This window comes from uncultured Psychrobacter sp. (assembly GCF_947495825.1).
Lineage (GTDB): Bacteria > Pseudomonadota > Gammaproteobacteria > Pseudomonadales > Moraxellaceae > Psychrobacter.
Genome location: NZ_CANMAH010000004.1, coordinates 76,602 through 100,187, shown reverse-complemented (window position 1 = coordinate 100,187; position 23,586 = coordinate 76,602). Strand labels below are relative to the sequence as shown.

16 protein-coding genes, 3 tRNA genes and 1 pseudogene are annotated in these 23,586 nt (G+C 43.0%); 10 read left to right on the top strand and 10 right to left on the bottom strand.

Annotated features, from left to right (window positions below):
- Nucleotides 1-86: 86 nt before the first annotated feature.
- Nucleotides 87-2,084 carry a transketolase gene (tkt, locus tag Q0895_RS05965; protein WP_299186433.1) on the top strand — a complete coding sequence of 666 codons (1,998 nt, stop codon included), beginning with the start codon at nt 87-89 and terminating at the stop codon, nt 2,082-2,084.
- 606 nt (nt 2,085-2,690) lie between these two features.
- Nucleotides 2,691-3,080: a hypothetical protein gene (locus tag Q0895_RS05960; RefSeq protein ID WP_299186430.1), complete on the top strand. Its 390-nt coding sequence runs from the start codon at nt 2,691-2,693 to the stop codon at nt 3,078-3,080.
- Nucleotides 3,081-3,364: 284 nt separating this feature from the next.
- Here Q0895_RS05960 and Q0895_RS05955 read toward each other — a convergent pair.
- A pseudogene (locus Q0895_RS05955) lies at nt 3,365-4,525 on the bottom strand (alpha-hydroxy-acid oxidizing protein).
- A 352-nt stretch (nt 4,526-4,877) separates the two neighbouring features.
- On the opposite strand from Q0895_RS05955, the gene Q0895_RS05950 reads away from it, so the two are divergent.
- Complete coding sequence (locus Q0895_RS05950) at nt 4,878-5,831, top strand: MBL fold metallo-hydrolase (RefSeq protein WP_299186428.1); 954 nt, start codon at nt 4,878-4,880, stop codon at nt 5,829-5,831.
- Between the two features lie 170 nt (nt 5,832-6,001).
- Here Q0895_RS05950 and Q0895_RS05945 read toward each other — a convergent pair whose 3' ends face one another.
- The 3 genes from Q0895_RS05945 to Q0895_RS05935 all read right to left on the bottom strand — a co-directional run bounded on the left by Q0895_RS05945 (nt 6,002) and on the right by Q0895_RS05935 (nt 9,219).
- Nucleotides 6,002-6,343, bottom strand: coding sequence for a DUF779 domain-containing protein (locus tag Q0895_RS05945; protein ID WP_299186425.1), 342 nt, complete (start codon nt 6,341-6,343; stop codon nt 6,002-6,004).
- 183 nt (nt 6,344-6,526) lie between these two features.
- Complete coding sequence (gene adhP, locus Q0895_RS05940) at nt 6,527-7,555, bottom strand: alcohol dehydrogenase AdhP (protein WP_299186422.1); 1,029 nt, start codon at nt 7,553-7,555, stop codon at nt 6,527-6,529.
- Between the two features lie 137 nt (nt 7,556-7,692).
- Entirely contained in the window at nt 7,693-9,219 is a 1,527-nt protein-coding gene (locus Q0895_RS05935) for an aldehyde dehydrogenase family protein (protein WP_299186420.1), read from the bottom strand.
- Nucleotides 9,220-9,685: 466 nt separating this feature from the next.
- On the opposite strand from Q0895_RS05935, the gene Q0895_RS05930 reads away from it, so the two are divergent.
- The 3 genes from Q0895_RS05930 (at nt 9,686) to Q0895_RS05920 (ending at nt 13,008) form a co-directional block, all read left to right on the top strand.
- Nucleotides 9,686-11,626: an AAA family ATPase gene (locus Q0895_RS05930; protein WP_299186417.1), complete on the top strand. Its 1,941-nt coding sequence runs from the start codon at nt 9,686-9,688 to the stop codon at nt 11,624-11,626.
- Between the two features lie 53 nt (nt 11,627-11,679).
- Complete coding sequence (locus tag Q0895_RS05925; RefSeq protein ID WP_299186414.1) at nt 11,680-12,855, top strand: type I glyceraldehyde-3-phosphate dehydrogenase; 1,176 nt, start codon at nt 11,680-11,682, stop codon at nt 12,853-12,855.
- Nucleotides 12,856-12,917: 62 nt separating this feature from the next.
- Nucleotides 12,918-13,008: transfer RNA gene (locus tag Q0895_RS05920), tRNA-Ser, on the top strand.
- Between the two features lie 147 nt (nt 13,009-13,155).
- On the opposite strand, the gene Q0895_RS05915 is transcribed toward Q0895_RS05920, so the two are convergent.
- The 5 genes from Q0895_RS05915 to Q0895_RS05895 all read right to left on the bottom strand — a co-directional run bounded on the left by Q0895_RS05915 (nt 13,156) and on the right by Q0895_RS05895 (nt 16,852).
- Nucleotides 13,156-13,929, bottom strand: coding sequence for a hypothetical protein (locus Q0895_RS05915; RefSeq protein WP_299186412.1), 774 nt, complete (start codon nt 13,927-13,929; stop codon nt 13,156-13,158).
- Between the two features lie 391 nt (nt 13,930-14,320).
- Nucleotides 14,321-14,650: a CopG family transcriptional regulator gene (locus tag Q0895_RS05910; protein ID WP_299186409.1), complete on the bottom strand. Its 330-nt coding sequence runs from the start codon at nt 14,648-14,650 to the stop codon at nt 14,321-14,323.
- Nucleotides 14,651-14,887: 237 nt separating this feature from the next.
- A tRNA-Asn gene (locus Q0895_RS05905) sits at nt 14,888-14,963 on the bottom strand.
- 339 nt (nt 14,964-15,302) lie between these two features.
- Nucleotides 15,303-15,378: transfer RNA gene (locus tag Q0895_RS05900), tRNA-Asn, on the bottom strand.
- 271 nt (nt 15,379-15,649) lie between these two features.
- The gene (locus tag Q0895_RS05895; protein WP_299186407.1) at nt 15,650-16,852 is read right to left on the bottom strand and encodes a pyridoxal phosphate-dependent aminotransferase; all 1,203 of its coding nucleotides are present in this window, start codon (nt 16,850-16,852) and stop codon (nt 15,650-15,652) included.
- A gap of 336 nt (nt 16,853-17,188) precedes the next feature.
- Between Q0895_RS05895 and Q0895_RS05890 the strand changes: the two genes are divergently transcribed.
- Nucleotides 17,189-17,755 (top strand): acyl-CoA thioesterase, encoded by a 567-nt coding sequence (locus tag Q0895_RS05890; RefSeq protein WP_299186405.1) that lies wholly within the window; start codon nt 17,189-17,191, stop codon nt 17,753-17,755.
- A 152-nt stretch (nt 17,756-17,907) separates the two neighbouring features.
- Complete coding sequence (locus Q0895_RS05885) at nt 17,908-18,972, top strand: cation diffusion facilitator family transporter (protein ID WP_299186403.1); 1,065 nt, start codon at nt 17,908-17,910, stop codon at nt 18,970-18,972.
- Between the two features lie 176 nt (nt 18,973-19,148).
- On the opposite strand, the gene dps is transcribed toward Q0895_RS05885, so the two are convergent.
- Complete coding sequence (gene dps / locus Q0895_RS05880) at nt 19,149-19,631, bottom strand: DNA starvation/stationary phase protection protein Dps (RefSeq protein WP_299186400.1); 483 nt, start codon at nt 19,629-19,631, stop codon at nt 19,149-19,151.
- Nucleotides 19,632-20,062: 431 nt separating this feature from the next.
- Between dps and uvrB the strand changes: the two genes are divergently transcribed.
- Both uvrB and Q0895_RS05870 read left to right on the top strand, forming a co-directional pair.
- Nucleotides 20,063-22,174 carry an excinuclease ABC subunit UvrB gene (uvrB, locus tag Q0895_RS05875; RefSeq protein WP_299186399.1) on the top strand — a complete coding sequence of 704 codons (2,112 nt, stop codon included), beginning with the start codon at nt 20,063-20,065 and terminating at the stop codon, nt 22,172-22,174.
- 244 nt (nt 22,175-22,418) lie between these two features.
- Nucleotides 22,419-23,471: a histidinol-phosphate transaminase gene (locus Q0895_RS05870; protein WP_299186396.1), complete on the top strand. Its 1,053-nt coding sequence runs from the start codon at nt 22,419-22,421 to the stop codon at nt 23,469-23,471.
- Nucleotides 23,472-23,586 lie beyond the last annotated feature (115 nt).

The following is a 23,586-nucleotide window of genomic DNA, read 5'->3' as shown; positions in this document are numbered from 1 at the left end:
TTAAGAGTACTTATTGCGCTTTTTCTATTGTTTAATCGATCTTCCTCTTATCCTCCATACTTCTCATTTGAATATTAGGACACTCTATGCCCACCCCAATTAACGAACGTAAATTAGCCAATGCCATCCGTGTACTGTCGTTTGATGCGGTTCAAAAAGCCAACTCTGGACATCCAGGTGCGCCGATGGGCATGGCTGATATTGCTGAAGTTCTGTGGCGCAAGTTTTTAAAGCACAATCCTGCTGATCCGCAATGGCACAACCGCGATCGCTTTGTGTTATCGAACGGTCATGGCTCGATGCTTATCTATTCGTTATTGCATCTAACAGGCTATGACGTCAGCGTCGATGACCTAAAGGGCTTTCGTCAGCTACATTCAAAGACCCCAGGCCATCCTGAACTTGGCTACACCCCAGGCGTAGAGACCACGACTGGTCCACTAGGTCAAGGCATCGCCAACGCGGTTGGCTTTGCTATCGCCGAAAAGACCCTTGCCGCGCAGTTTAATCGTGACGGTCATAATATCGTCGACCACCATACCTATGCGTTCTTAGGTGATGGCTGCTTGATGGAAGGCATCAGTCACGAAGTTTGCTCGCTCGCTGGCACGCTAGGTCTTGGCAAGTTGGTATTCTTTTATGATGATAACGGTATCTCTATCGATGGTGATGTCGAGGGCTGGTTCACTGATGATACGCAAGCGCGTTTTGAAGCGTATGGCTGGCAAGTTATCAGTGTTGATGGTCACGATACCGATGCGATCACGCAAGCCACTGAGCAAGCGATCAAAGAGACCACTAAACCAAGCTTAATCATTTGCAAAACCACTATTGGCGCTGGTAGCCCGAACAAGCAAGGCTTAGCGGCTAGCCATGGTGCGCCACTTGGTGATGATGAAATTGCTTTGACTCGTGATGCGTTGTCTTGGAAGCATGCACCGTTTGAATTAGACGATGAAATCTATGAAGCGTGGGATGCCAAAGCCAAAGGCGATGTACAACAAAAGAACTGGGATGCGGACTTTGAAGCTTACAAGAAGGCTTACCCAGAGCTAGCAAGCGAGCTATTACGTCGCTTAAATGGCGAATTACCAGCTGACTTTGATAAGCAAGCAAAGGACTATATCCAGCAAACTCAAGAAGCGGGCGGTGATGTCGCCAGTCGTAAAGCCAGTCAAAATGCGATTAATACCTTGCAGCCATTATTACCAGAATTATTAGGCGGTTCAGCGGATCTAGCAGGTTCTAACCTGACGCTATTTAAAGGTGCGAAAGGCATCGAGACCGACAGCGACGGCAACTATATCTACTATGGTGTGCGTGAGTTTGGTATGACTGCTATCGCCAATGGTATCGCGCTACATGGCGGCTTTATCCCTTACGTGGCAACTTTCTTGATGTTTATGGAATACGCGCGTAATGCCGTGCGTATGGGTGCATTAATGAAGCAGCGTGTCATCCACGTCTACACTCACGACTCAATCGGCCTGGGCGAAGATGGCCCAACGCACCAGCCAGTCGAGCAATTGACTAGCCTACGTACCACGCCGAACTTGCGCACATGGCGTCCTTGTGATGCAACTGAATCGGCTAGCGCATGGGTAGAAGCGATTAAGTCAGAAAATAATCCATCAGCACTTATCTTTAGCCGTCAAGGCCTGCCACATCAAGCGCGTGATACAAGCCAAGTCGCTAATATTGCTAAAGGTGGTTATGTGCTAGCTAAAGAAAAAGGCGAGCTGCAAGCCATTATCATCGCTACCGGTTCAGAAGTTGGCTTGGCTATGGAAGCGCATAAGACACTTAGCGAAAATGGCGTTGGCGTCCGTGTGGTCTCTATGCCTTGTGCAGAGATCTTTATGGAGCAAGATGCTAGCTATCGTGAAGCGGTATTACCTGCTAACATCCGTGCTCGCGTCGCTGTCGAAGCGGCCCATATCGACTACTGGTATAAGTTCGTCGGCCTTGATGGTAAAGTTATTGGCATGACTACTTATGGCGAGTCAGCACCAGCCAGCGACTTGTATAAAGAGTTTGGTATTACTGCGGATGCAGTGGTTAATGCGGTAAATAGTTTGGTCTGATTTGTAGGCTACGGCTATAGTCTAGCATTTAGCTATGGTTCATAGTTGAGTTAATAACATTGTACGAAAAAGAGCTGCTGGATTGATCTGGTGGCTCTTTTTTTATGGTTGGTTTTTGGGGCTCATTAAAAAATTGCACGCAATTAGACATACAATAAGTTGAGTAGGTTGACATCGAAGCACGATACCTAAGTGACGTAAAAGCGAAGCACTGCTTCATTAGACTTGCTAGGGAAATTCTTTAAGTAGAATTTCTTATTATTAATTCAAACAAACCGACCCATACCTCGCATATTTCCCTACCTTTAATGCACTCATATCTAGAAGCTAATCTTTTGTTTTTAAAGTGACTAAATCAGTCGCTGGTAAGCTGATAAATCTGTAGTATCGGGGCATGGAATGTACCTTATGATTCTTTCGTATTCCGTACAGAGACGTCGATCAATTGCTCTATAAGGTCTAACTAACATTATTCTTTGTGATTGAATCTAAAGAAAAAGTTTTTTGAAGTTTATATTTGTAGTGGTAAGTTGACTAAGCAGAAGTACTAACTTAATATCTAGTAACAAGATATCCTACACAATCATATAGTTAAGGAGATACATCATGTCAAATAAGTCTTTTAATACAAATGAAATAGATAATAATCAATTAGATAAGAAGGCACAAAAACAGCAAAATAAGGTGGAAAAAGAGCGCCAAAAAGAGCAGGATAAGATAGAGAAGAAGCGCCAAAAAGAGCAAGATAAAGTTGATAAGAAGATTCAAAAAGAGCAAGATGAAGTAGACAAAAAGCATCAAAAATTGCTAGATAAGATTGAAAAGAAGCGTCAAAAAGAGCTGGATAAAGTAGATAAAAAAATACAGAAAGCAATAGATGGAATTAATCAAAAGGCTCAAAAAAGACAAGACAAAATAGATACTAAGGTCCAAAAAAGACAAAATAAGAAAACAGGCAATATTGATAAAAGCCAAGATCAGAAGTGGCAGTACTAAATTTTCTAAAAAGCTAGCATATTATATGCGAAGGCTCTTAGATTGTAGAGCCTTTGCATAGCTTATGTTCAAGCTAAAGAAAAAACCGCTTATATCATCGTGCTGCTAACAAAAACTAATTCTAGACGTTAGAACCAAATTTTTAAAATTGGACGTTTAGAATTGGATTTTTTATTGCCATAATACCCGTCTCAACCAAACTACATACCAAAAAAAAGAGCCACCAGCATCACTGGTCGCTCTTTTTTGCATTTTAAAAGTAAGGTTTAAAACCTCAAAAAGCCCTAACCTTCAAACGTACTATATTCTTCATTTTGTCCGACGATTTCAATATAGTCTGGATTCAAATCAGATAATTTTGCAGCGCCTGTTAATAGCATCGTATTTTTCAAGTCCGCGTTTAGGAAGTTAATAACGGATTCCACTCCTTGTGCGCCGCCTAGACCTAAGCCATATAGCATCGGACGACCGACTGCTACCGCATCGGCACCCATCGCAATCGCGCGGACGATATCGATACCACGGCGGATACCACCATCCAAAATAATCGGCACGCGATTATTGACGACTTTGACGATAGGCGGCAACGCAGTCATGCTGGCAGGGACGCCATCGATTTGACGGCCGCCGTGATTAGAGACTTGAATGGCATCAGCGCCCGCACGGATAAATCTGTCAGCATCATCTGGACGTAATACTCCTTTGACGATGACCGGCAGTCCTGTAAGTCGTTTGATGAACTGAATGTCTTTAGGCGTGAGTGCTGTTTTTTGATCAAAGAAGTCACCGGAGCCGTCTTTTTTGGGGTCATGATTACCAAAGTTTCGGTCGGGGCGGAACGGGCTACCCATCGCTTTAAAGTCATCGGGCTGTCATGGTCCTAGGGCATCAGCCGTTAGAATAATAGCACTATAGCCAGCTGCTTTGGCACGTGTCAGTAGTGAGCGCGTGACTTGTATATCGTTGTTCCAATACAGTTGAAACCATTTCGGTCCGCTGGTGGCTTGGGCGATTTCTTCTAGCGTCGCGTTTGAAGCACCTGATGAGCAATACAAGGCTTTGGCGAGACTGGCGCCGCGAGCCGTATCCTTCTCTCCTTGGTCATGTACCATGGCATGGGCGCCCATGGGGGCAACCATGATAGGGGATGGCATATCTAAGCCTAACAAGCGTGTTTTGATATCGATATCATCACTAGATAGGCCAACTAGGCGTTTGGCGGCGATACGATAGTCATTAAAGGCACGGCGATTTTCGCGTAATGTCCATTCATCACCTGCGCCGCCTGATACAAACTCATAGCCTGCTTTTGGAATCGCGCCGCGCGCCTCGACTTGCAATCGATCAAGACTGATGATATCGAGTTTCTTCTCTGCGGTGCTGGCAAGATAGGGCGTTGGTGGTCTACTAGCATCATTCGCTGCTGCAAACACTTGCGTGCTCATCAAAGGTAAAGCACCTAGGCCTATGCCAGCTGCACCTAACAACTTGCGTCTTGAGATAGTTTTTTTGGTTAATTCGTTAGTGTCGTTCACTGATAGTTCTATTATTCATTCTCTTGTCGGTTAGTTATAGGTATGAATATTTATGAACACATTATTATAAAAAGTGATTATTTATTGTTAAATAATTGTTAATTATTAAAGTATGGAGTTAATTTAAAATTTAAATAGCCCTTTGTTTATTATGTATTATTACGAGTTAGTAACGTCTTGTGACTTACCTTTTCTATTCTCTAACTTTTTTTTTAGGGTTAAGCCAATACCAATATTATTTCAATAACATGAGGGGCTTGTAATGAATTTATTCAAAAAATCCATCCTGACGCTTGCCAGTCTTGCTTTATCTGGGGCGGCAACTGCTGCTTCTGATACGGGTATCAGTGTCGATAAATCAAAAGTTGCCAAACGTGCTGTATTGCCAGACTTTACAGTAGGTATGTGTGATGACGCAGCGCCAACGTTGACGAAGCTCAAAGACAATTTATATTGTCATACCAATGGTTCAGGCTTGGCTGTACACAGTGGCATCGTGATGATTACCGATGAAGGCGCGCTAGTCGTTGATGGCGGCGCAACTTATGCTACAGAATGGCTCAGCAAAGAGATCCAAAGCCGTTTTGGTGTGCCTGTTAAATATAACGTGTTAACCCATGCTCATGCTGATCACATGGCAGGTAGCCAAGTGTTCCAAAAGCAAGGCGCGACCATCGTCGCACACAGAAATGCGATTGAACCTATCATCGGGGAGAGAATGCCTTATGCCATTCCTGATAGAGTGTTCGATGAAGACATGACCATTACTCTAGGCGGTGAGACGGTTGAGCTACATCGCGTCGATCCTAGTCATTCAAACAGTATGACCATGGTATTATTCCCGCGTCAAAAAGCCCTACAATGTACCGATGTCTGCCAAAATAAAACCATGCCTTACAATGATTTTTTAGACTTTTATTATGATGGCTGGATCAACACTTTAGATTGGGTGATTGAGCAAGACGTTGATATTATCGATATCGGTCACTACACGCCAGCGACCAAAGCTGAGCAAGTAGCACTACGCGATTATATGGTTGATTTGCATAAGCAAGTATTGGCGCTTGAACGTGCTGGACAAAGCTGGGATCAGTTGTATCGTAATGTTGAGTTTAGCCCAGAAGTACAAAGCTGGACCAACTTTAGCAACATGAAAACACTGAATACGCTTGGTATGCACCGCTGGGTGAAGAATCATCGCCGCGGTATGTGGTAGGCCAATTTCATTGATTGAAAGTTACAAGGTTGTATGGAAAAAAGAGCTGCTGGATTATTTTGGCAACTCTTTTTTGTGAAACGAGAAAAGCAGCGCCCTAAGGTCAAATGTTTTTTGACTGTAGCCAATTTCCTAAGTGTCGCGATGAGGTGACTGTTGATGAGTTGTGATTAACTGGCGCTGTTGTCGATCGCACAAATCTCTGAGCGCACGATAAAGCGTTTACCCTCTGGTATCTCAAGTGAAAAACTCGCACCGCGACCGTCTACCACATCGATAGTTAGATCAGTATGCTGCCATAGTTTATATTGTGCTTTACCCATATAAAACGGACAGCCAGCCAGCTCACCAACCAATACATCTTGCCCGCCAACTTTAAACTCGCCTAACGGATAACACATTGGTGAGCTACCATCGCAGCAACCACCCGATTGATGGAACATGAGCTCGCCATGCTTAGATTTTAGTAGTTCGATTAATTCTTTACAGGATTCTGTCGCTTCAAGTTTCATGTCGGACTCCTTGTCATGACAATAGTTTATGCAGTTTATTCTCTACTAACAGCTAAGAATAAAAAGGTCGTATCCCTTCAACTCAAACTGCTAGTAACGCATGGTTGAAATGATACGACCTGTTATTAATGATTAAAGACGATAATCATTAAACCAATGTCAAAATGTCACAAAGCTATAAGGCTACATAGCGTAGTCAATCACAATGCGACCCTCGATTTTACCTTGGCGCATACGTTCAAGAATATCATTGATATTCTCAAGCGGCTCAGCAGCTACGGTCGCTTTCACTTTACCTTCCGCTGCCATATCTAACGATTCTTGCAAATCGAGACGCGTACCAACGATTGAACCACGAATAGTGATGCCGTTTAGTACCGTGTCAAAGATAGAAACAGGGAAGTCACCCGTTGGCAGGCCGTTACATACCAAAGTACCACCGCGTCGTAACATAGTTAAGGCTTGATCAAACGCCTTAGAGGATACGGCAGTCACGAGCACTCCATGAGCGCCGCCGATCTCTTTTTGTAGATACTCACCAGGATCGGTGTTCTTGGCATTAACGGTAACTGTTGCGCCTAGTTTTTTTGCAAATTCAAGCTTCTCATCGTCAATATCGACAGCGGCAACATTCAATCCCATAGCAATAGCGTACTGTACCGCCATGTGACCAAGTCCACCGATACCTGAAATAACGACCCAATCACCTGGCTTGGTGTCAGTCATTTTAAGACCTTTGTACACAGTAACACCTGCACATAGAACAGGGGCAATTTCAACAGAATCGACGCTCTCAGGGATGATGCCAACATAGTCAGCATCTGCTAGTACGTATTCTGCAAAGCTACCATTCACTGAATAGCCGGAGTTTTTTTGTTTTAGACATAAAGTCTCCCAGCCGCCCAAACAATGAGTACAGTGACCACAAGCAGAGTAGAGCCAAGGGACGCCGACTCGGTCGCCTTCTTTGACATGACGTACGTTTTCGCCAACAGCGGTAACGAGGCCTACGCCTTCGTGTCCGGGGATAAATGGCGGGCTAGGTTTGACTGGCCAATCTCCTTCAACCGCATGCAAATCAGTATGACAGACACCTGATGCTTGCATTTTGACTACGATTTGACCGGCACCTGGGGTCGGAATATCAACTTCTTCAATTTGTAAAGGTTGACCAAACTCATGCAGAACAGCTGCTTTCATTTTATTACTCATGATGTAACTCCTTATTACTAGCAGTCACTAACGCTCAACTCAATCGTTCAAACCGCCAATTATTCTACATGTAGATGCTTAGTAAGCATCAAGGTCGCACTTTACGGTTTTGCCATAAAGTGCATTGAAAGATAGAGTTAAAAGAAGCCCATTTTTTTAGGACTGTAAGACACCAGCATGTTTTTGGTTTGTTGATAATGATCAAGCATCATTAAGTGGTTTTCACGGCCAATACCGGATTGTTTATAACCACCAAAAGCAGCATGAGACGGGTAAATGTGATAGCAGTTGGTCCATACACGACCTGCCTGAATACCACGGCCAAAGCGGTAAGCCTTGTGTACACTACGCGTCCAAACGCCTGCGCCTAGACCATACAAAGTATCATTGGCGATTTGCATAGCTTCGTCATCGTCTTTGAACTTTGTGACGGCAAGCACAGGTCCAAAGATTTCTTCTTGGAACACACGCATGTCATTGGTGCCTTCAAAGATAGTTGGCTTAACATAGTAACCATCTGATAAGTCGTCATCATGTTTGGCTTGGTCGCCGCCAACTAAAACTTTTGCGCCTTCTTTTTTACCAATATCCAGATAAGAGAGGATTTTTTCTAACTGATCTGAGCTGGCTTGCGCACCTATCATGGTATCAGTGTCTAGTGGATTGCCCATTTTGATGGCTTCGACACGCTCGATACAGCGTTTCATAAATTCATCATAAATACTTTCGTGCACCAACGCGCGTGACGGACAAGTACAGACTTCACCTTGGTTGAGGGCAAACATTACTAGACCCTCGACTGCTTTATCTAAGAAGTCGTCGTCTTCATCCATGACATCAGCAAAGAAGATGTTGGGGCTTTTGCCGCCAAGCTCGAGCGTCACAGGAATGATATTTTCACTAGCATACTGCATGATAAGTCGACCAGTCGTGGTCTCACCAGTAAACGCCACTTTATTGATACGTGGGTTAGAGGCGAGCGGCTTACCTGCTTCGACACCAAAACCATTGACGATGTTTAGGACGCCTTTTGGCAAGATATCAGCGATACCGATGGTCTCAAGCATAAACAGAACAGACGCTGGCGTTTGTTCGGCAGGCTTCATGACGATACAGTTGCCAGCGGCAAGGGCTGGGGCAATTTTCCATACGGCCATTAGGATAGGGAAGTTCCATGGGATAATTTGTCCGACGACGCCTAGTGGCTCATGGAAATGATAAGCAACCGTGTCTTCATCGATTTGACTGATGCCACCTTCTTGCGCACGAATGGCACTGGCAAAATAACGAAATTGATCAATAGCCAGTGGAATGTCTGCCATGAGAGTCTCACGTACAGGCTTGCCATTTTCATAACATTCGGCAATGGCGATAGCCTCTAGATTGGCTTCCATCTTATCAGCGATTTTGAGTAGTAGGTTCGCACGTTCAGCGACACTGGTTTTGCCCCAAGCGTCTTTGGCAGCATGAGCGGCATCGAGCGCTTTTTCGATATCTGCTTCTTTTGAGCGAGCGACTTGGCAGATGACTTTGCCATCGACAGGGCTTGGATTGTCAAAATATTCACCATCAACGGGAGCAACCCACTCACCATTAATAAAGTTGTCATATTTTTCGCGGAATTGGACAGGACTGTCTTCAGTATTAGGGTAGGCGTATAACATTAACGACTCCTTGTTATGTTGTTTGAAAGGGGTATCACATGGAAGTTTATTTATTGTTTTATAAAATATTATAAAAAATATATACTTACGTGTTTCATAACTAGTCTCCCTGACTAATTACTCACTCTATCGTACTTAGCTTTAAACCAGAGGAATAATGACTTTTTATAATGATATATTTTGCATCATATAACTTTAAGTTATGTAAGCGATGAAGATTAAAATGGTTCGCAAAACTGGCGTAGCTGTTATAATTGTTGCCAAATGATGTAAGCTACTATCTTCACAGCGCTTATCAGTCATATTGGCTTTAGTTTTGCCTAGTATGCGAAGTGTACTCTTTATATGCAGACCTGCTTATTTTCTTTAAGTTGCCTCAACTATACGTGCGTAAAGTATGGGTGCGTAGTCGGTGGCTTTATTGCTTATGCTTTTTTCTCATTGTTCACTTAATTGGTTTAGATATATGCGTCAATCTTCTGCTCTTGATATCCTAAAAACAGGTCAAAACGTCTTTTTGACCGGCTCAGCAGGCTCAGGTAAGACTTATACGCTCAACCAATATATCGATTATTTGCGCGCGCGCCGTGTACCAGTAGCGGTTACGGCAAGTACGGGCATTGCGGCCACGCACATGAGCGGTACCACCATTCATAGCTGGTCGGGTATCGGTATCAAAGATGAGCTGACGGATCGAGATTTAACCAATTTATCACGCAAGCAGTTTTTGGCAGATAGGTTAAAAGATACAGCGGTACTAATTATTGATGAAATCTCGATGCTGCATGCCAAGCAGCTCAATTTGGTCAATCAAGTTCTCAAGCATGTGCGCAAAAACGAAAAAGCGTTTGGTGGTATTCAGGTCGTCGTCGCAGGGGACTTTTTTCAGCTGCCGCCGATTGGCAGTAAGGGCGAGAGCAATCGTGAGAAGTTTGCTTTTATGTCCGAGGCTTGGCTTGATGCTAAGTTTCATATTTGCTATCTGTCAGAGCAGCATCGACAAGTAAGTGAGGCGGCTAATGGCGGTCTTGATTTGGACGATATTTTGAATCAAATCCGTCGGCAAGAAGTGACCTTTGAAGCCATTGCTGCGCTTGAAGCCACCTATGATCAAAACGTCGATATTAAGCGTACTCGTCTTTATACGCATAATCTCAACGTTAACAAAATCAATGACAAAGAGCTGGCAGCCTTAGATGGTGAAATGATGCGCTTTGAAGCTACCTCTACGGGCGATAACAAGTTGGTTGAGACGTTAAAAAAGACCGTGCGTACTCAAGATGAGCTGATTCTTAAAGTTGGCGCTAAGGTGATGTTTATCAAAAACAATACTGAACTTGGCGTCTCGAATGGCACGATGGGTGAGTTGATTGGTTTTGCCGCTGTCAAAGTCGATGACAGTAAAGACAGTAGTGATACGCTGATTGAAGATGATGACAACAGTAGCAACAGTGAGGCTGATACTACTAAGGATACTAAACAAAAAACCAAAAACAGCAAGAAAAAAGATGCTGATCAACCCAAAACTAAAAAAACCACCACGCAAAAAATGCCTGTGGTGAGACTAAATTCTGGTCGTGAAGTCATCGCTGAGCCTGAAGAGTGGATCATCGAAGATGAAACGGGAGATGTGCTGGCAAGCTACAATCAAGTACCACTATGCTTGGCGTGGGCGATTACCATTCATAAGTCGCAAGGCATGACTCTTGATGCCGCTGAGATTGATTTGTCGCGTACCTTTGAGCTTGGGCAAGGCTATGTAGCATTGTCACGGTTAAAGTCGCTGGCAGGTCTGCAACTGCTGGGTATGAATGATATGAGCTTACAACTTGATCCGCTAGCACGCGGTGCAGACAAAAGATTTTTGGTACTATCTGATGAAGCCGATGCTAATTATGCGATGCTCGATGAAGAAAGCATGAAGCAGGCGCATGAGAAATTCATTTTAAAGTCAGGCGGTACCTTGAGCAAGTCGGTGATTGATGCCTATGCTAACTTACAAAAAAAACGCCGTGAGCAGCAACAAGCACAACAAGATAAGAAACAAAAACTTGGCAATCAAGTCTCAGATAAGTCGCAGAGTACTTTGCTTGCGACACGGCTACTATTAGAAGAGAGCCTATCCATCGCTGATATCGCTCAGACGCGTGAGCTTGCGCAGTCAACGATTATGCGCCATATTAGTGATCTTAAACGCCAAGACCCAAGCTTGGCTTGCGATCATCTGCGTCCTGATGACGATGTGATGATGGCGGTAGGCAATGCTTATGTGGCGATTAAAGTGGCTAATAACCCCAATGATTTTAACGATAATGGCAGTGTAAAAATCAAGCCCATTTACGAGAGTCTGAAACAAAGCATTGATTACAATACCATTCGATTGGCCCTAATTTTTATTACACCATAGGCTTGCTATTTTTGCTCCTACATCATCTCCTACATTTATAGCGATACTTTGTTATGCCGGATTTTTCTAGTGCCAATTATCAACTGACCTCCGACCCAGTAGCTGCGTTTCATGCTACGAGCGAGCACACTCAGCCTCTAAGGATTGCTATTAACGGTTTTGGGCGTATCGGGCGTAATGTGCTGCGCGCCTTGCTAGAGCGGTTTGAGGTGCTTGGACGAGCCATTCATGTAGTGGCGATTAATGATTTGGCACCTGCTGATATTTTATTACACTTATTGAAGTTTGACAGTACGCACGGACGTTTAAGCCGTCTTGGCGTCGATGCGGATATAGTAGAGAGCGTGGCTGATGAGTATGGTGAAACTCAGTTATGCCTGACCAAGAATAAATACATTTATTGTATTCGTATGCTCTCAGAGCCTGACCCAAAGCAGTTGCCTTGGCAGACGCTTGGTATCGATATAGTCCTAGAATGTACGGGACATTTTCGCTCTTATAGTCAGGCAAATTTGCATATAGAAGCAGGTGCTCAGCAAGTTATCATCGGTGCTGCGCCTTTCGATAATGTTGATGCTTGTATCGTCATGGGCGTCAATACCGAGCTACTGACGAGTGAGCTACCGATTGTCTCCAGCGTATCTTGTACCACACAAGCCTTAGTGCCGCTGATCGATACACTTGATAAAGCCTTTGGCGTTAAGTCAGCAATGATGACAGAGATTCATGCTGTCACGGCTGATCAAACAGTACTTGATCAAGCACATCGTGATCCAAGACGCGCACGAGCTTCTGGTCATAATATCATTCCTACAACATCTAGTAGTATTGCAGCGACAGAACGCGTGCTGCCAGCGATGGCGGGTAAGATTAATGGACATTCTATTCGAGTACCCACCATCGATGTTGCAGCAATCGATGTAACTTTCGTGTTTAATGCAGCAGATATCAGCATCGACGACATACGCGAAGTACTCAAGACCGCCAGTCAAGCGCATTTACTAGATATTATGGCTTATACTGATGAACCTCTGGTTTCAAGTGACTTTATTCATCAAACAGAATCACTTATTATCGATGGTCAGCAGCTTATGCAAGTAGGTGAGCAATACAAGGTTTTTGCTTGGTACGATAACGAGTGGGGCTATGCCAATAGATTGCTTGATATGTGTTTGCATCTGGCTTCTAGCAAGCAGGCATTCATTAAAAAACACCGAGGAATAAAATAATTTAATTTATTTTAGATATGTGCTTGCAATATGAAATGATATCTATATAATGATGCACCAATGGAGACGTGGCAGAGCGGTTGAATGCACCGGTCTTGAAAACCGGCAAGGGTTCATAGCCCTTCGAGAGTTCGAATCTCTCCGTCTCCGCCAAATTCAAAAGGCCCCAATCAGTCAATGATTGGGGCCTTTTTTTATGGCTGTTTTTTATATAGTTATAATCTTTGTACTTGTTTTATTTATGACTGACTATAGTGCTGTTGACTCCAGAAGAGTACCTTAACATTAGATAAGAGCATCTCAAAACTCAATCTGCTGACCATCCGTTAAATGTAGAACACCCTCACTAATCTCTATCGTGACATCTTGTGCGTTCCTAATCGCACGCATGACATTAACGTCCTCAATACTACTTTCAATGACGATTTTACCTGACTGTTCAGGCTTAATGGCTGGTTTAAACTGCGTGGGCGGAACATTGAATTTTTTACCTTCTGTCAGTTTTGCATCTTTCATAAGCAAAGTGCCCTTAAAGCTCTCAATAGGCACCGAGCCATGATTGGATAGCATAAACTGCAGCTTTACCTGGTTTAAGCTGTCACTATCGCTGCTTTTGACAGGCAATAAGGCAAGAGGGTAAGTCGACGTATTTATAGCATTTATCTGCTGGCTGACCGCAACAGGACTTTTTTTGCCAGTTGGATTGTTGGGGTGCAGACGCTCGTATTCGCGCTGCTGTATTAGCGCCTGCTTAATCGTTATGCGCGGCATGGCACCAGACTCATAGGCACCGCTAAGCTTCATCCGTAGCATATAGCGGCTAAGAAGCTGTCTGTCACTCTCTGACAGTTGCTCAAACGTATCTCCCAGCTTTTTCTGCCATTGGTCAGAGTTCGTAGGTATAGTCTGCTTACTTGGGTCGGTTTGCGGTTGTGAGCAGCTACTCAATAAGGCAGTTGTCGCTACAGACAAAATAAGCAATACAGTAAGACCTATGTGCTGATGAAAATGTTTAGTATAAAGTGTGGGCAGGACATTGGCATGACGTAATAAAATGGGTACATTTGCTTTCAAGTGCTTTTTAAAGGCTTTGTCATGATCTACCTCCTTGTTATTCTTATAAGCTCTACAAACGATGTTAATTGCAATATACCTCAATTTGGTAAATAGTATTATGAGTCATCGTTGGCTATTATGTTAAATTATGCTTAACACTAATGCCTTGCATAATATAAGAGCATAAGACAAAGGCTTGAATAATAAATGCAAAAGTTACAAGTTGAAGAAGTGTAGAGTGGTAGAGTGACAAGGTAGATAGTCAAGTAGGCTGTTGAGAGTAAAGTAAGTAGAATACCTTGAGCAAAAAAGCCAGTCGCTAAGTGTATCTTGGTCACTTAGCGACTGGCTTTTTTATGGCTATCTTAAAGCATCAGTAGCAGCAGTTAACTTAATAAAGACGTCAGCGTTAATCGTCGTTTTGTAGCTCAGTCAACGGATGCGTAATATTATTATTGTGAGTGACCACAATCGCTTCATCAATGATACGTTGGCTGACACCGCGCTTACGCAGAGTTTCGATAAAAACTTCATCATGCGCTAGAGTATAGTCTTGATGATCACGGTCAAGACCTTGACGAATATACAAGCGGATTAGCCCTTGAATACGTTTGAATCCAAGCTCTGACGAGGTTGCCTCTAGCAGCTCAATCATCTCTTCAGAAAGACGAATGCTGACTGGGCGCATGATTTTTTGCGGATGAGCAGAGAACTTATTTTTTATGCGTACAGGTATCATAATAAACCATTACTTTTAGTGACTAAAAACAAAGAACTTCAACGAGAATGATAGTAGCTATTCAGTTGCAATCAAGGCGTAGAGTAGTTACTTATAAATATTGTAGATAGCCGTCATAAACAAACAGTTATCAATACTACTTACCATACAACAAAATCACTATAAAAAACACTACAGTAGTAAAAATAGCAACCATAAAAAAACCTTCATCAATAATAGATGAAGGTTTTTAGTATATGGCTCTCCAACCTGGGCTCGAACCAGGGACACACGGATTAACAGTCCGTTGCTCTACCAACTGAGCTATTGGAGAATAAGCTGTGATAACGGCAAACCTACTGTACGTGTCTGACATAGCAAGCACTAAGCTCGTTTGCGTTATGTGGGGCACATTTTAGCCAAGTAGCTGCGGCCTGTCAACCAAATAAATCATTAATCTTGAGTTATTTATAAAAATTTCTGTTTTAGTAAGATTTAGGGTGTGCCGTACGACATATTCGTCAGTTTCCATGAGCCATTTGACTCAACTATAAAAGTATAAACATAGCATTGTATCTATGTTATCCATAAAAAAACCCTCATCAAATCGATGAGGGTTTTGGCAAATGCCATAATTGAATTAAAAATAATTCAAATTTTTACAACTAAAATGTGGCTCTCCAACCTGGGCTCGAACCAGGGACACACGGATTAACAGTCCGTTGCTCTACCAACTGAGCTATTGGAGAATAGGCTGTACGTACATAATACGTGACAACAAGACTTAGAAAGCCTCTAATGAGTTCTTGCTAAGTGGGGCGTATTCTAGCAAAGATAAAAAATACGTCAAGCCTTTTTTTGCATAAATTGCAAAGATTGTCATTTCAATGAGAAAAGAGAGCTTTTTTATCAAAAACCGTCATAAAAAAACGCCCACATAACAAATATGGGGCGTCTTTTTTTACTGCTTTTTAATGATCAGGCTATTTAGCTTAAATGCCTTTTTGCTTAGCGACTTGCTTATTCAGCAACGTCTAAGTCAGCCACGGCTTTTTCGATACGTGATAGTGCATCTTTTAGCGTCGCTTCGTCAGTGGCATAAGAGATGCGCATATAGCCGCCAAGACCAAAGGCGTCGCCAGGGACGACCGCTACGCCAACTTTATCCAGTAGCCATGCGGAAAACTCTGTACATGAAGACAGGCCAGCGGCTTTGATCAGTGGTTTGATTTCAGGATAGACGTAAAATGCACCATCAGGACGCAGGCAATTGATGCCTTTAATGGCATTTAGACCATCAACGACCAAGTCACAACGCTTCTCAAAGGCTTCTACCATTGGCGCAAGTACGCTCTGGTCACCGCTAATAGCAGCTTCGGCAGCCACTTGGCTGATTGACGTCGGGCATGAAGTAGACTGTGACTGTACTTTTTTCATCGCGCCGATGAGTTTTGCTGGGCCGCCAGCGTAGCCGATGCGCCAGCCTGTCATGGCATAGGCTTTTGAGACGCCGTTTAGGATGATGGCGCGCTCTTTTAGCTCGGGTGCAGCGTTTAAGATATTGTAGAACTTCTCACCTGTCCAGCGTATGTGCTCATACATATCATCTGAGGCCACATAGACTTGTGGATGCTTTTTTAATACGTCAGCGATGGCTTTTAGCTCATCTAAGGTATATATCATACCCGTTGGGTTAGAGGGGCTGTTTAGCACCAACAGTTTGGTTTTGGCCGTGATGGCATCTTCTAGCTGTTCAGCTGTAATCTTGAAGTTCTGCGCTGCTGGACATTCGACGATGACAGGTTTGCCGTCTGCGATGATGACCATGTCAGGGTAGCTGACCCAGTATGGTGCTGGGATAATGACTTCGTCGCCTGGGTTGATAAAGGCTTGGGCAAGGTTAAAGAAAGACTGCTTACCACCGACTGAGACTAGGATTTCATTTGGCTCATAGCTGATGTCGTTATCGCGCTTGAACTTCTCGATGATGGCTTTTTTGAGCTCTGGTGTCCCATCGACAGCGGTGTATTTGGTAAAACCGTCATTGATTGCATCAATGGCTGCCTTTTTGATGTGCTCTGGCGTATCAAAATCAGGTTCGCCAGCGCCAAGGCCGATGATGTCTTTGCCAGACGCTTTTAGCTCTTTGGCTTTATTGGTAATTGCTAGAGTCGGTGATGGTTTGATGCTATTGACGCGGTCAGACAATTGCAGTTCACTCATAAGAGATCCTTTTTAACTGGAAGGGAAACTGGATGATCGAGACTAGTTGTATGGTGTTGTAATTATTGTCAATACAAGATAAAAGCATGTTAAATAAAGAACGTACTACCCTTTATATTAGCGCTTATAACCTTGCTTTTAGCATTGTAGCATGCTGATATTGTGCTGTCTCGACGGTTAATAGGGGATGGGAGACTGATTTGGCACCATGTGATAAATGTTATTAAGTTAAACAGTGTTATGAGGTTAAGGGCTGTCATAAAACAGGTGGTTTGCGTTACACTAATGCCAAATACTTACATCACTTTTAACTGCTCATAGCGAAATGGGAAGACTATGCCACAACTAAACACCTCATCCACAGCCAAAAAAGCACCTCTAAATCATGAATTATATATGTCGGTACTTATGACGCCCGATATGGCAAATTTCATCGGTAATGTGCATGGCGGTGATTTGCTCAAAATGCTTGACCAAGTTGCCTATGCTTGCGCCAGCCGTTATAGCGGTAGTTATGTAGTGACGCTATCTGTCGACCAAGTGATGTTCCGTGAGCCCATCTATGTGGGTGAGCTAGTCACATTTGCTGCAAGTGTCAACTATGTGGGCACCACCTCGATGGAGGTTGGTATTCGCGTTGAGGCCGAAGATGTGCGCGCACGTACTATCCGGCATACCAATAGCTGCTATTTCACAATGGTTGCTATCGATGATAATGGCAAACCTAATCCAGTTCCACCGCTTGACATCAAAAACGCCATGCAACAATGTCGTTTTGATGCCGGTCTGGCACGTAAAAATCTACGTATGGACAGCTCAAACCGTCCGAGTTGCGATATCGATGAAATGATTGGAAAATCAGCAGACACAACCAATAGTAAGCCTGAACAAGGTAAAATTTAATCATATAAAAACCATAACTCTCTGACATGACTCACTAAAAAGCTACTGATATTTTAAAGCACTTATTTTAAGCTAAGTCGTTATCTTCCATAAACAGCATGGCTTTAATAAAGTGTACATGCCTTATCACGTAACGTTTTATAGAGTTTAGTATGAGTTTAGAGCCGCCCAATACCAACCTACAATCCCATTCTACTGATGATCCCAACATAGCAAGTACGCGCACGCGCAGTGTTGGGAAGTCTGATGATAATACTCTTGCATCTGAGCATAAGTCTTCAAGTTCGCTGACGACAGTATTGATCGCAGTTGGGGCAAATCTTATTATCGCTATTGCTAAGACGGTGGCCGCATTTATGACTGGTTCTGCATCGATGATAGCGGAATCAGCGCATTCTTGGGCAGATGCTGGCAATGGGACGCTATTGATTGTCGCTGAAAAAAAAGCAGTGAAACCTGCTGATAGAAGTCATCCTTTGGGCTATGGTAAAGAGTCGTATGTCTGGTCGATGATTGCTGCTTTTGGTGTTTTTATGGCAGGCTCTATTGTTTCTATTTACACAGGTATCACTGAGTGGAATGCAGCGGAGAGTGAGACCAACTATACCATTGGTTTTATTATCTTAGCGATCGCTTTTGTACTTGAAGGGTTTTCATTAGTACAGGCTTATCTGCAAAGCAAAAAACATGGTGAAGCGATTGATGTCAGTGCGATTGGTTATGTTGTCGATACGTCGAACCCAACGCTACGCGGCGTGTTCTTTGAAGACTTGGCAGCTGTGATCGGTTTGCTTGTCGCTGCTGCTGCGATGGGTATGCACGCTTATACTGGTCAGCCATTTTGGGATGCACTAGGCTCTATCATTGTTGGTTTGCTGTTGGGCGCAGTCGCCATATTCTTAATCAGTCGTAACCGTGATTTTTTAGTAGGGCATAAAGTCTCTGATAAAATGCATCGTTATGTGTTAGGCAAACTACTTGAACATCCAGATGTCGATAGCGTGTCGTATTTACATTTGGAATGGGTCGGTCCCAAAAAGATATTTATGGTGGCAGCAGTAGATATTGCAGGCAATCAACGCGAAGAACACCTGGCTCGTAAGTTTGAAGCTATCGAAAATCAATTCCGAGCCAACCCATTGTTCCAAGAGGCTATTTTAACCTTATCAGTACCTGACGCTAAGGTTTTAAGTTTAGAGAGTAGTGAGGCCGTTTGATATTTCTGAAAGGTTTACAACGAGTGATAACGCCTCTTAATGCTTCATAATAAATGGGAAATTGGTAAATCTCTAACATTGGGCAGATAAGTATAAAAAAACAGATAAGTATAAAAAAAGGGTCACTTATTTAAAGTGACCCTTTTGTCTTTAAGACAATATCTATATGCTAAATATTATTTTTTTGGTGCGTTGGCACCAATGAACCAAGCATCTTTATCGATAATACGGCTAACTTCAGTAAATAAGTCCGCTGTATCTTCATCGCCAGCTTCTCCAGCTGAATCAATAGCTTTACGCAGCTCTTCAGCGATCGTCTTATAACGGTTGGTAAGCTCACGAACATGCTGATCAACTTCGGTAATATCAGTAGGATAAGTCTCTAATACAGAGTCTTCTACGACACGTTTTGAGATACCATTTGCTTTACCACCAAGGATAACAATGCGCTCGGCTATCGTGTCATAGGCTTCTGTCAAACGCTCATAGGTGTCGTCTAATAATTGATGCACACCAATAAAGCCAGTACCTTGTAGATTCCAGTGGCACTGTTTACTGTCCATACTCAAATCAATTAGATTTGCTAGGTTAGAGTTTAGCAAATCGACCATTTTTTCTGCTGTCTCATCAGTAATACCGCTTGCGTAACGTTCTCTCATATTTTACTCCGTTATTTAAAGTTATTTTATTGAGTTTAGAAATTTTAAGATGAATTGTTCTTTATTAATATATTTCTTAAACAGCTGTTTAACGCTAGTTTCTATATTTTATTTAAAGGAAGTCTAAAAACCATAACGTTTGATTAAAAAACTAACGTGTCGCTTAAGTGTTGCTAGTCAATTCATAGACGATGATAGCAGTTTACATTAATGTTTGAACCCTCAAGCGTTATGCTTTATTAGGTGGTCGTGTAACGACTTTGTTAATCGTGAAAAGCTTTGTAAATTTGAGCAGTGTAATGAGCATTATGGCAAGCATCATTGGATATGAATTTTGACATTTATATCTCAGGGTAAAGCCTGCTATTGTCCTTTAAAAAGAGCGGTTTGACCCCCATATCATTTTAAACTTAACGAGGAAGAAAGCCATTATGCGAATGCCTGAACCGCGCTCGTCGCGTCAGTTAAACCAATTGGCCACTCAGCTCCAAGGCGAAGCTGAAATCGTTGGTGTCAATGCGTCTGGAACGCAAATATCGAGTCGTGCCTTTGAGATGGTCACCGATTTTGAGCCAGCAGGCGATCAGCCGCAAGCGATTGAGAAACTGGTCAATGGTGTCAATAAGGGAATGGATGAGCAGTTGCTTCTTGGGGTGACGGGTTCTGGTAAGACTTATACCATGGCCAAGGTCATTGCTGAGTGCCAACGTCCAACTATTATTATGGCTCACAATAAAACCTTAGCTGCTCAGTTATATGGTGAATTTAAAGCGTTTTTTCCCAATAATGCAGTTGAGTACTTTGTCAGTTATTATGACTATTATCAGCCGGAAGCTTATGTCGCAGCCAGCGATACCTTTATCGAAAAAGACAGTGCCATCAACGATCATATCGATCAGATGCGTCTGTCAGCGACACGAGCGCTGCTTGAGCGCCGTGATGCAATTATTGTTGCATCAGTCTCTTGTATCTACGGTCTAGGTGACCCTGAGAGTTACCTAAAAATGCTGCTACATGTCGTGGTTGGCGACCGTATAGATCGTACTGCGACGATTAAGCGTTTGGTTGAGATGCAATATACCCGTAATGAGCTGGATTTTGGCCGTGGTACCTATCGTCTGCGCGGTGAGCTTTTGGATATTTATCCTGCGGAGTCCGAGCAGCTTGCTGTGCGTATCCATTTGTTTGACGACGAAGTAGAAAAAATCACATGGTTTGACCCTTTAACGGGTAAAACCGTGCGCAGCGTACCGCGTATTACCATTTATCCAAAGTCACATTATGTGACACCGCGCAACCGCCTTGAGGCCGCCAGCGAAACTATTCGCGAAGAGCTTGAGCCGCGGCTTGAGTATTTCCGCGACAATAATAAATTGGTTGAAGCGCAGCGCCTCAAAGAGCGCACGCAATATGATCTAGAGATGATTCAGCAGTTGGGCTACTGTAACGGTATCGAAAACTACTCGCAGCATCTCTCTGGTCGTCCATCAGGAGAGGCGCCGCCGACACTGTTTGATTATATCCCAGAGGATGCATTACTATTCCTCGATGAGTCGCATGTGACGGTATCGCAGATTGGGGCGATGTATAAAGGCGATAGATCGCGTAAAGAAAACTTGGTCAATTATGGTTTTCGTCTGCCAAGCGCGATGAATAACCGTCCGATGAAGTTTGAAGAGTGGGAGCGTATTAAGCCCAAGACTATTTATGTGAGTGCTACGCCTGCGCAGTATGAGCTCGAACACAGCGAGCAAGTGGTAGAACAAGTGGTGCGTCCGACTGGTTTGATTGATCCAGAGATTGAGATTCGTCCTGTACTCACGCAAGTCGATGATGTGCTATCGGAGATTATCAAGCGCCGTGAAAAAGACGAACGCGTACTGATTACGACATTGACCAAACGCATGGCAGAAGACTTGACCAGTTACCTTAAAGAGTATGATATCAAAGTCGCTTATCTACACTCCGATATTGACACGGTTGAACGTATGCAGATCATCCATGAGCTGCGTACTGGTGTGCACGATGTGTTGGTCGGTATTAACTTGTTGCGTGAAGGTTTAGATATGCCTGAGGTGTCGTTGGTGGCGATATTTGATGCCGATAAAGAAGGCTTTTTGCGCTCTGAGCGCTCGCTTATTCAGACTATTGGTCGTGCAGCGCGTCATTTAAATGGTAAAGCGATTCTCTATGCCGATCGTATTACGCCAAGTATGCAAGCGGCGATAGATGAAACGGATCGTCGCCGTGATAAGCAGATCGCCTTTAATATTGAGCATAATATCACGCCAAAAGGCGCACGACGTAGTATCACAGATAAGATCGATACAGGTGAGAGTTTAGATGTCAATGACAATCAAGTTATTCCTGTCAAAAGCAATCTACCCGATGTCGATATTAGTATTTTGCGTAGTCCTGATCTACTAGCTAAAGAAATCAAGCGTTTAGAGAAGCAAATGCAACAAATGTCACGAGACCTAAAGTTTGAGGAAGCAGCGAAGACCAGAGATAAAGTGCTTGAGTTAAAAGCGCATTTAATCTAATCGGTTATCTGAATTGTAGTTAGTATCCGTTTTATTGAACTTTTAAAGGGTGAGTTGCATATTTGCAATTCATCCTTTTTTATTGGTTATTAAGTTATTGAAAACATAAAGGTTTTTATTAAACATAACTAATAACTAATGTTTGGGGTTTAGAAAACTTGTAATCATACTAAATGCCACTTAATATGAGATCAGACATTATATTTCATTTTATTTTTCACTGACATTTAGGCGTATCGTCCCTATGCATAATAATAAATTTTTAGAGTTAAACGCGAACGAGAACTCGCTCGGCATGTCAGATTCTGCCAAACAAGCCATTACAGACTCTTTAAGTGCAGGTTTTCGTTATCCAGACAATCCACGTGCTGCACTCATCGGCAAAATCGCCACCATGCATAGCGTGGCAGAAAACCAAGTCTCGTTAGGTAATGGCTCGACTGAAAATATTCGCGCTACCATACAAATGCTGCAACATAAAGCGTTAGAGGAGGGCAGGCAGTTTCAAATGGTGATTCCCGTGCCAACGTTTGATTGTGCAGAGATGTATGCAAACTCTATTGGAGCCTCGGTAGTCAAAGTACCTTTAACAGCCGAAAATTACGATTTAGACCTTCAAAATCTACAAAAAGCCGCTGATGAGTTTGACGGTATAAGTTTACTTTACCTTTGCAATCCTAATAATCCAACAGGGACTATTACTTCAACAGCTAAGCTTAAAACATGGATAAGCAGTGCACCGGATAACCATTATTTTTTGTTGGATCAAGCTTACTTAGAGTACGTGACAGACCCAACCTTTGAGAGTGGGTTTGAATGGATAAAACAAGGGTTGTCAGACAACCTTATTGTTATTCATACTTTCTCAAAGTTATATGCCTTGGCTGGTATGCGAGTGGGCTACGCCATATCCAATCCGCAAACTACCGCTGACATTGAAGCGTTTATGTCGATAGACAATACCAACTTATCAGGTGCGGTCGCTGCTCTTGCGACTTTAGATGATATAGAGTTTTTAAAGCTAAGTTCACGCACGACCAAACAATCCCGTCAAATGGTTGAAGCAGCATTAGGTGAGCTTGGACTCCGCTACTTACCCTCACAATCCAACTTTATTTTCCATGAGATAAAAGGCGACTTACGCACATACATCAATAGGATGCGCGACAGTGGTATCAAAGTTGGTCGCGAGTTTCCACCTATCACAGGGTACAATCGCTTAACACTTGGTACACCTGATGAGATGGCAGTATTTATTGAAGTACTAAAGTCATTTCGTGAAAAAGGTTGGGTCTGATTGATGCTTTAAAGAATCAGTACGTTTAAAGTCAACCAATATAAAAAAGGTGAGTTGCTCTATTTGCAGCTCACCTTTTTTATGTGATTTTTATTTGATAATTATATTATCCAAA

Bases quoted from the DNA above. Each gene is read 5' to 3' on its own strand.
- Q0895_RS05925 (WP_299186414.1), top strand. From the start codon at position 11,680: ATGCCGGATTTTTCTAGTGCCAATTATCAACTGACCTCCGACCCAGTA.
- Q0895_RS05930 (WP_299186417.1), top strand. From the start codon at position 9,686: ATGCGTCAATCTTCTGCTCTTGATATCCTAAAAACAGGTCAAAACGTC.
- dps (WP_299186400.1), bottom strand. From the start codon at position 19,631: ATGAGAGAACGTTACGCAAGCGGTATTACTGATGAGACAGCAGAAAAA.
- Q0895_RS05890 (WP_299186405.1), top strand. From the start codon at position 17,189: ATGCCACAACTAAACACCTCATCCACAGCCAAAAAAGCACCTCTAAAT.
- Q0895_RS05950 (WP_299186428.1), top strand. From the start codon at position 4,878: ATGAATTTATTCAAAAAATCCATCCTGACGCTTGCCAGTCTTGCTTTA.
- Q0895_RS05870 (WP_299186396.1), top strand. From the start codon at position 22,419: ATGCATAATAATAAATTTTTAGAGTTAAACGCGAACGAGAACTCGCTC.
- adhP (WP_299186422.1), bottom strand. From the start codon at position 7,555: ATGAGTAATAAAATGAAAGCAGCTGTTCTGCATGAGTTTGGTCAACCT.
- uvrB (WP_299186399.1), top strand. From the start codon at position 20,063: ATGCGAATGCCTGAACCGCGCTCGTCGCGTCAGTTAAACCAATTGGCC.
- Q0895_RS05945 (WP_299186425.1), bottom strand. From the start codon at position 6,343: ATGAAACTTGAAGCGACAGAATCCTGTAAAGAATTAATCGAACTACTA.
- Q0895_RS05885 (WP_299186403.1), top strand. From the start codon at position 17,908: ATGAGTTTAGAGCCGCCCAATACCAACCTACAATCCCATTCTACTGAT.
- Q0895_RS05895 (WP_299186407.1), bottom strand. From the start codon at position 16,852: ATGAGTGAACTGCAATTGTCTGACCGCGTCAATAGCATCAAACCATCA.
- tkt (WP_299186433.1), top strand. From the start codon at position 87: ATGCCCACCCCAATTAACGAACGTAAATTAGCCAATGCCATCCGTGTA.
- Q0895_RS05935 (WP_299186420.1), bottom strand. From the start codon at position 9,219: ATGTTATACGCCTACCCTAATACTGAAGACAGTCCTGTCCAATTCCGC.
- Q0895_RS05910 (WP_299186409.1), bottom strand. From the start codon at position 14,650: ATGATACCTGTACGCATAAAAAATAAGTTCTCTGCTCATCCGCAAAAA.
- Q0895_RS05960 (WP_299186430.1), top strand. From the start codon at position 2,691: ATGTCAAATAAGTCTTTTAATACAAATGAAATAGATAATAATCAATTA.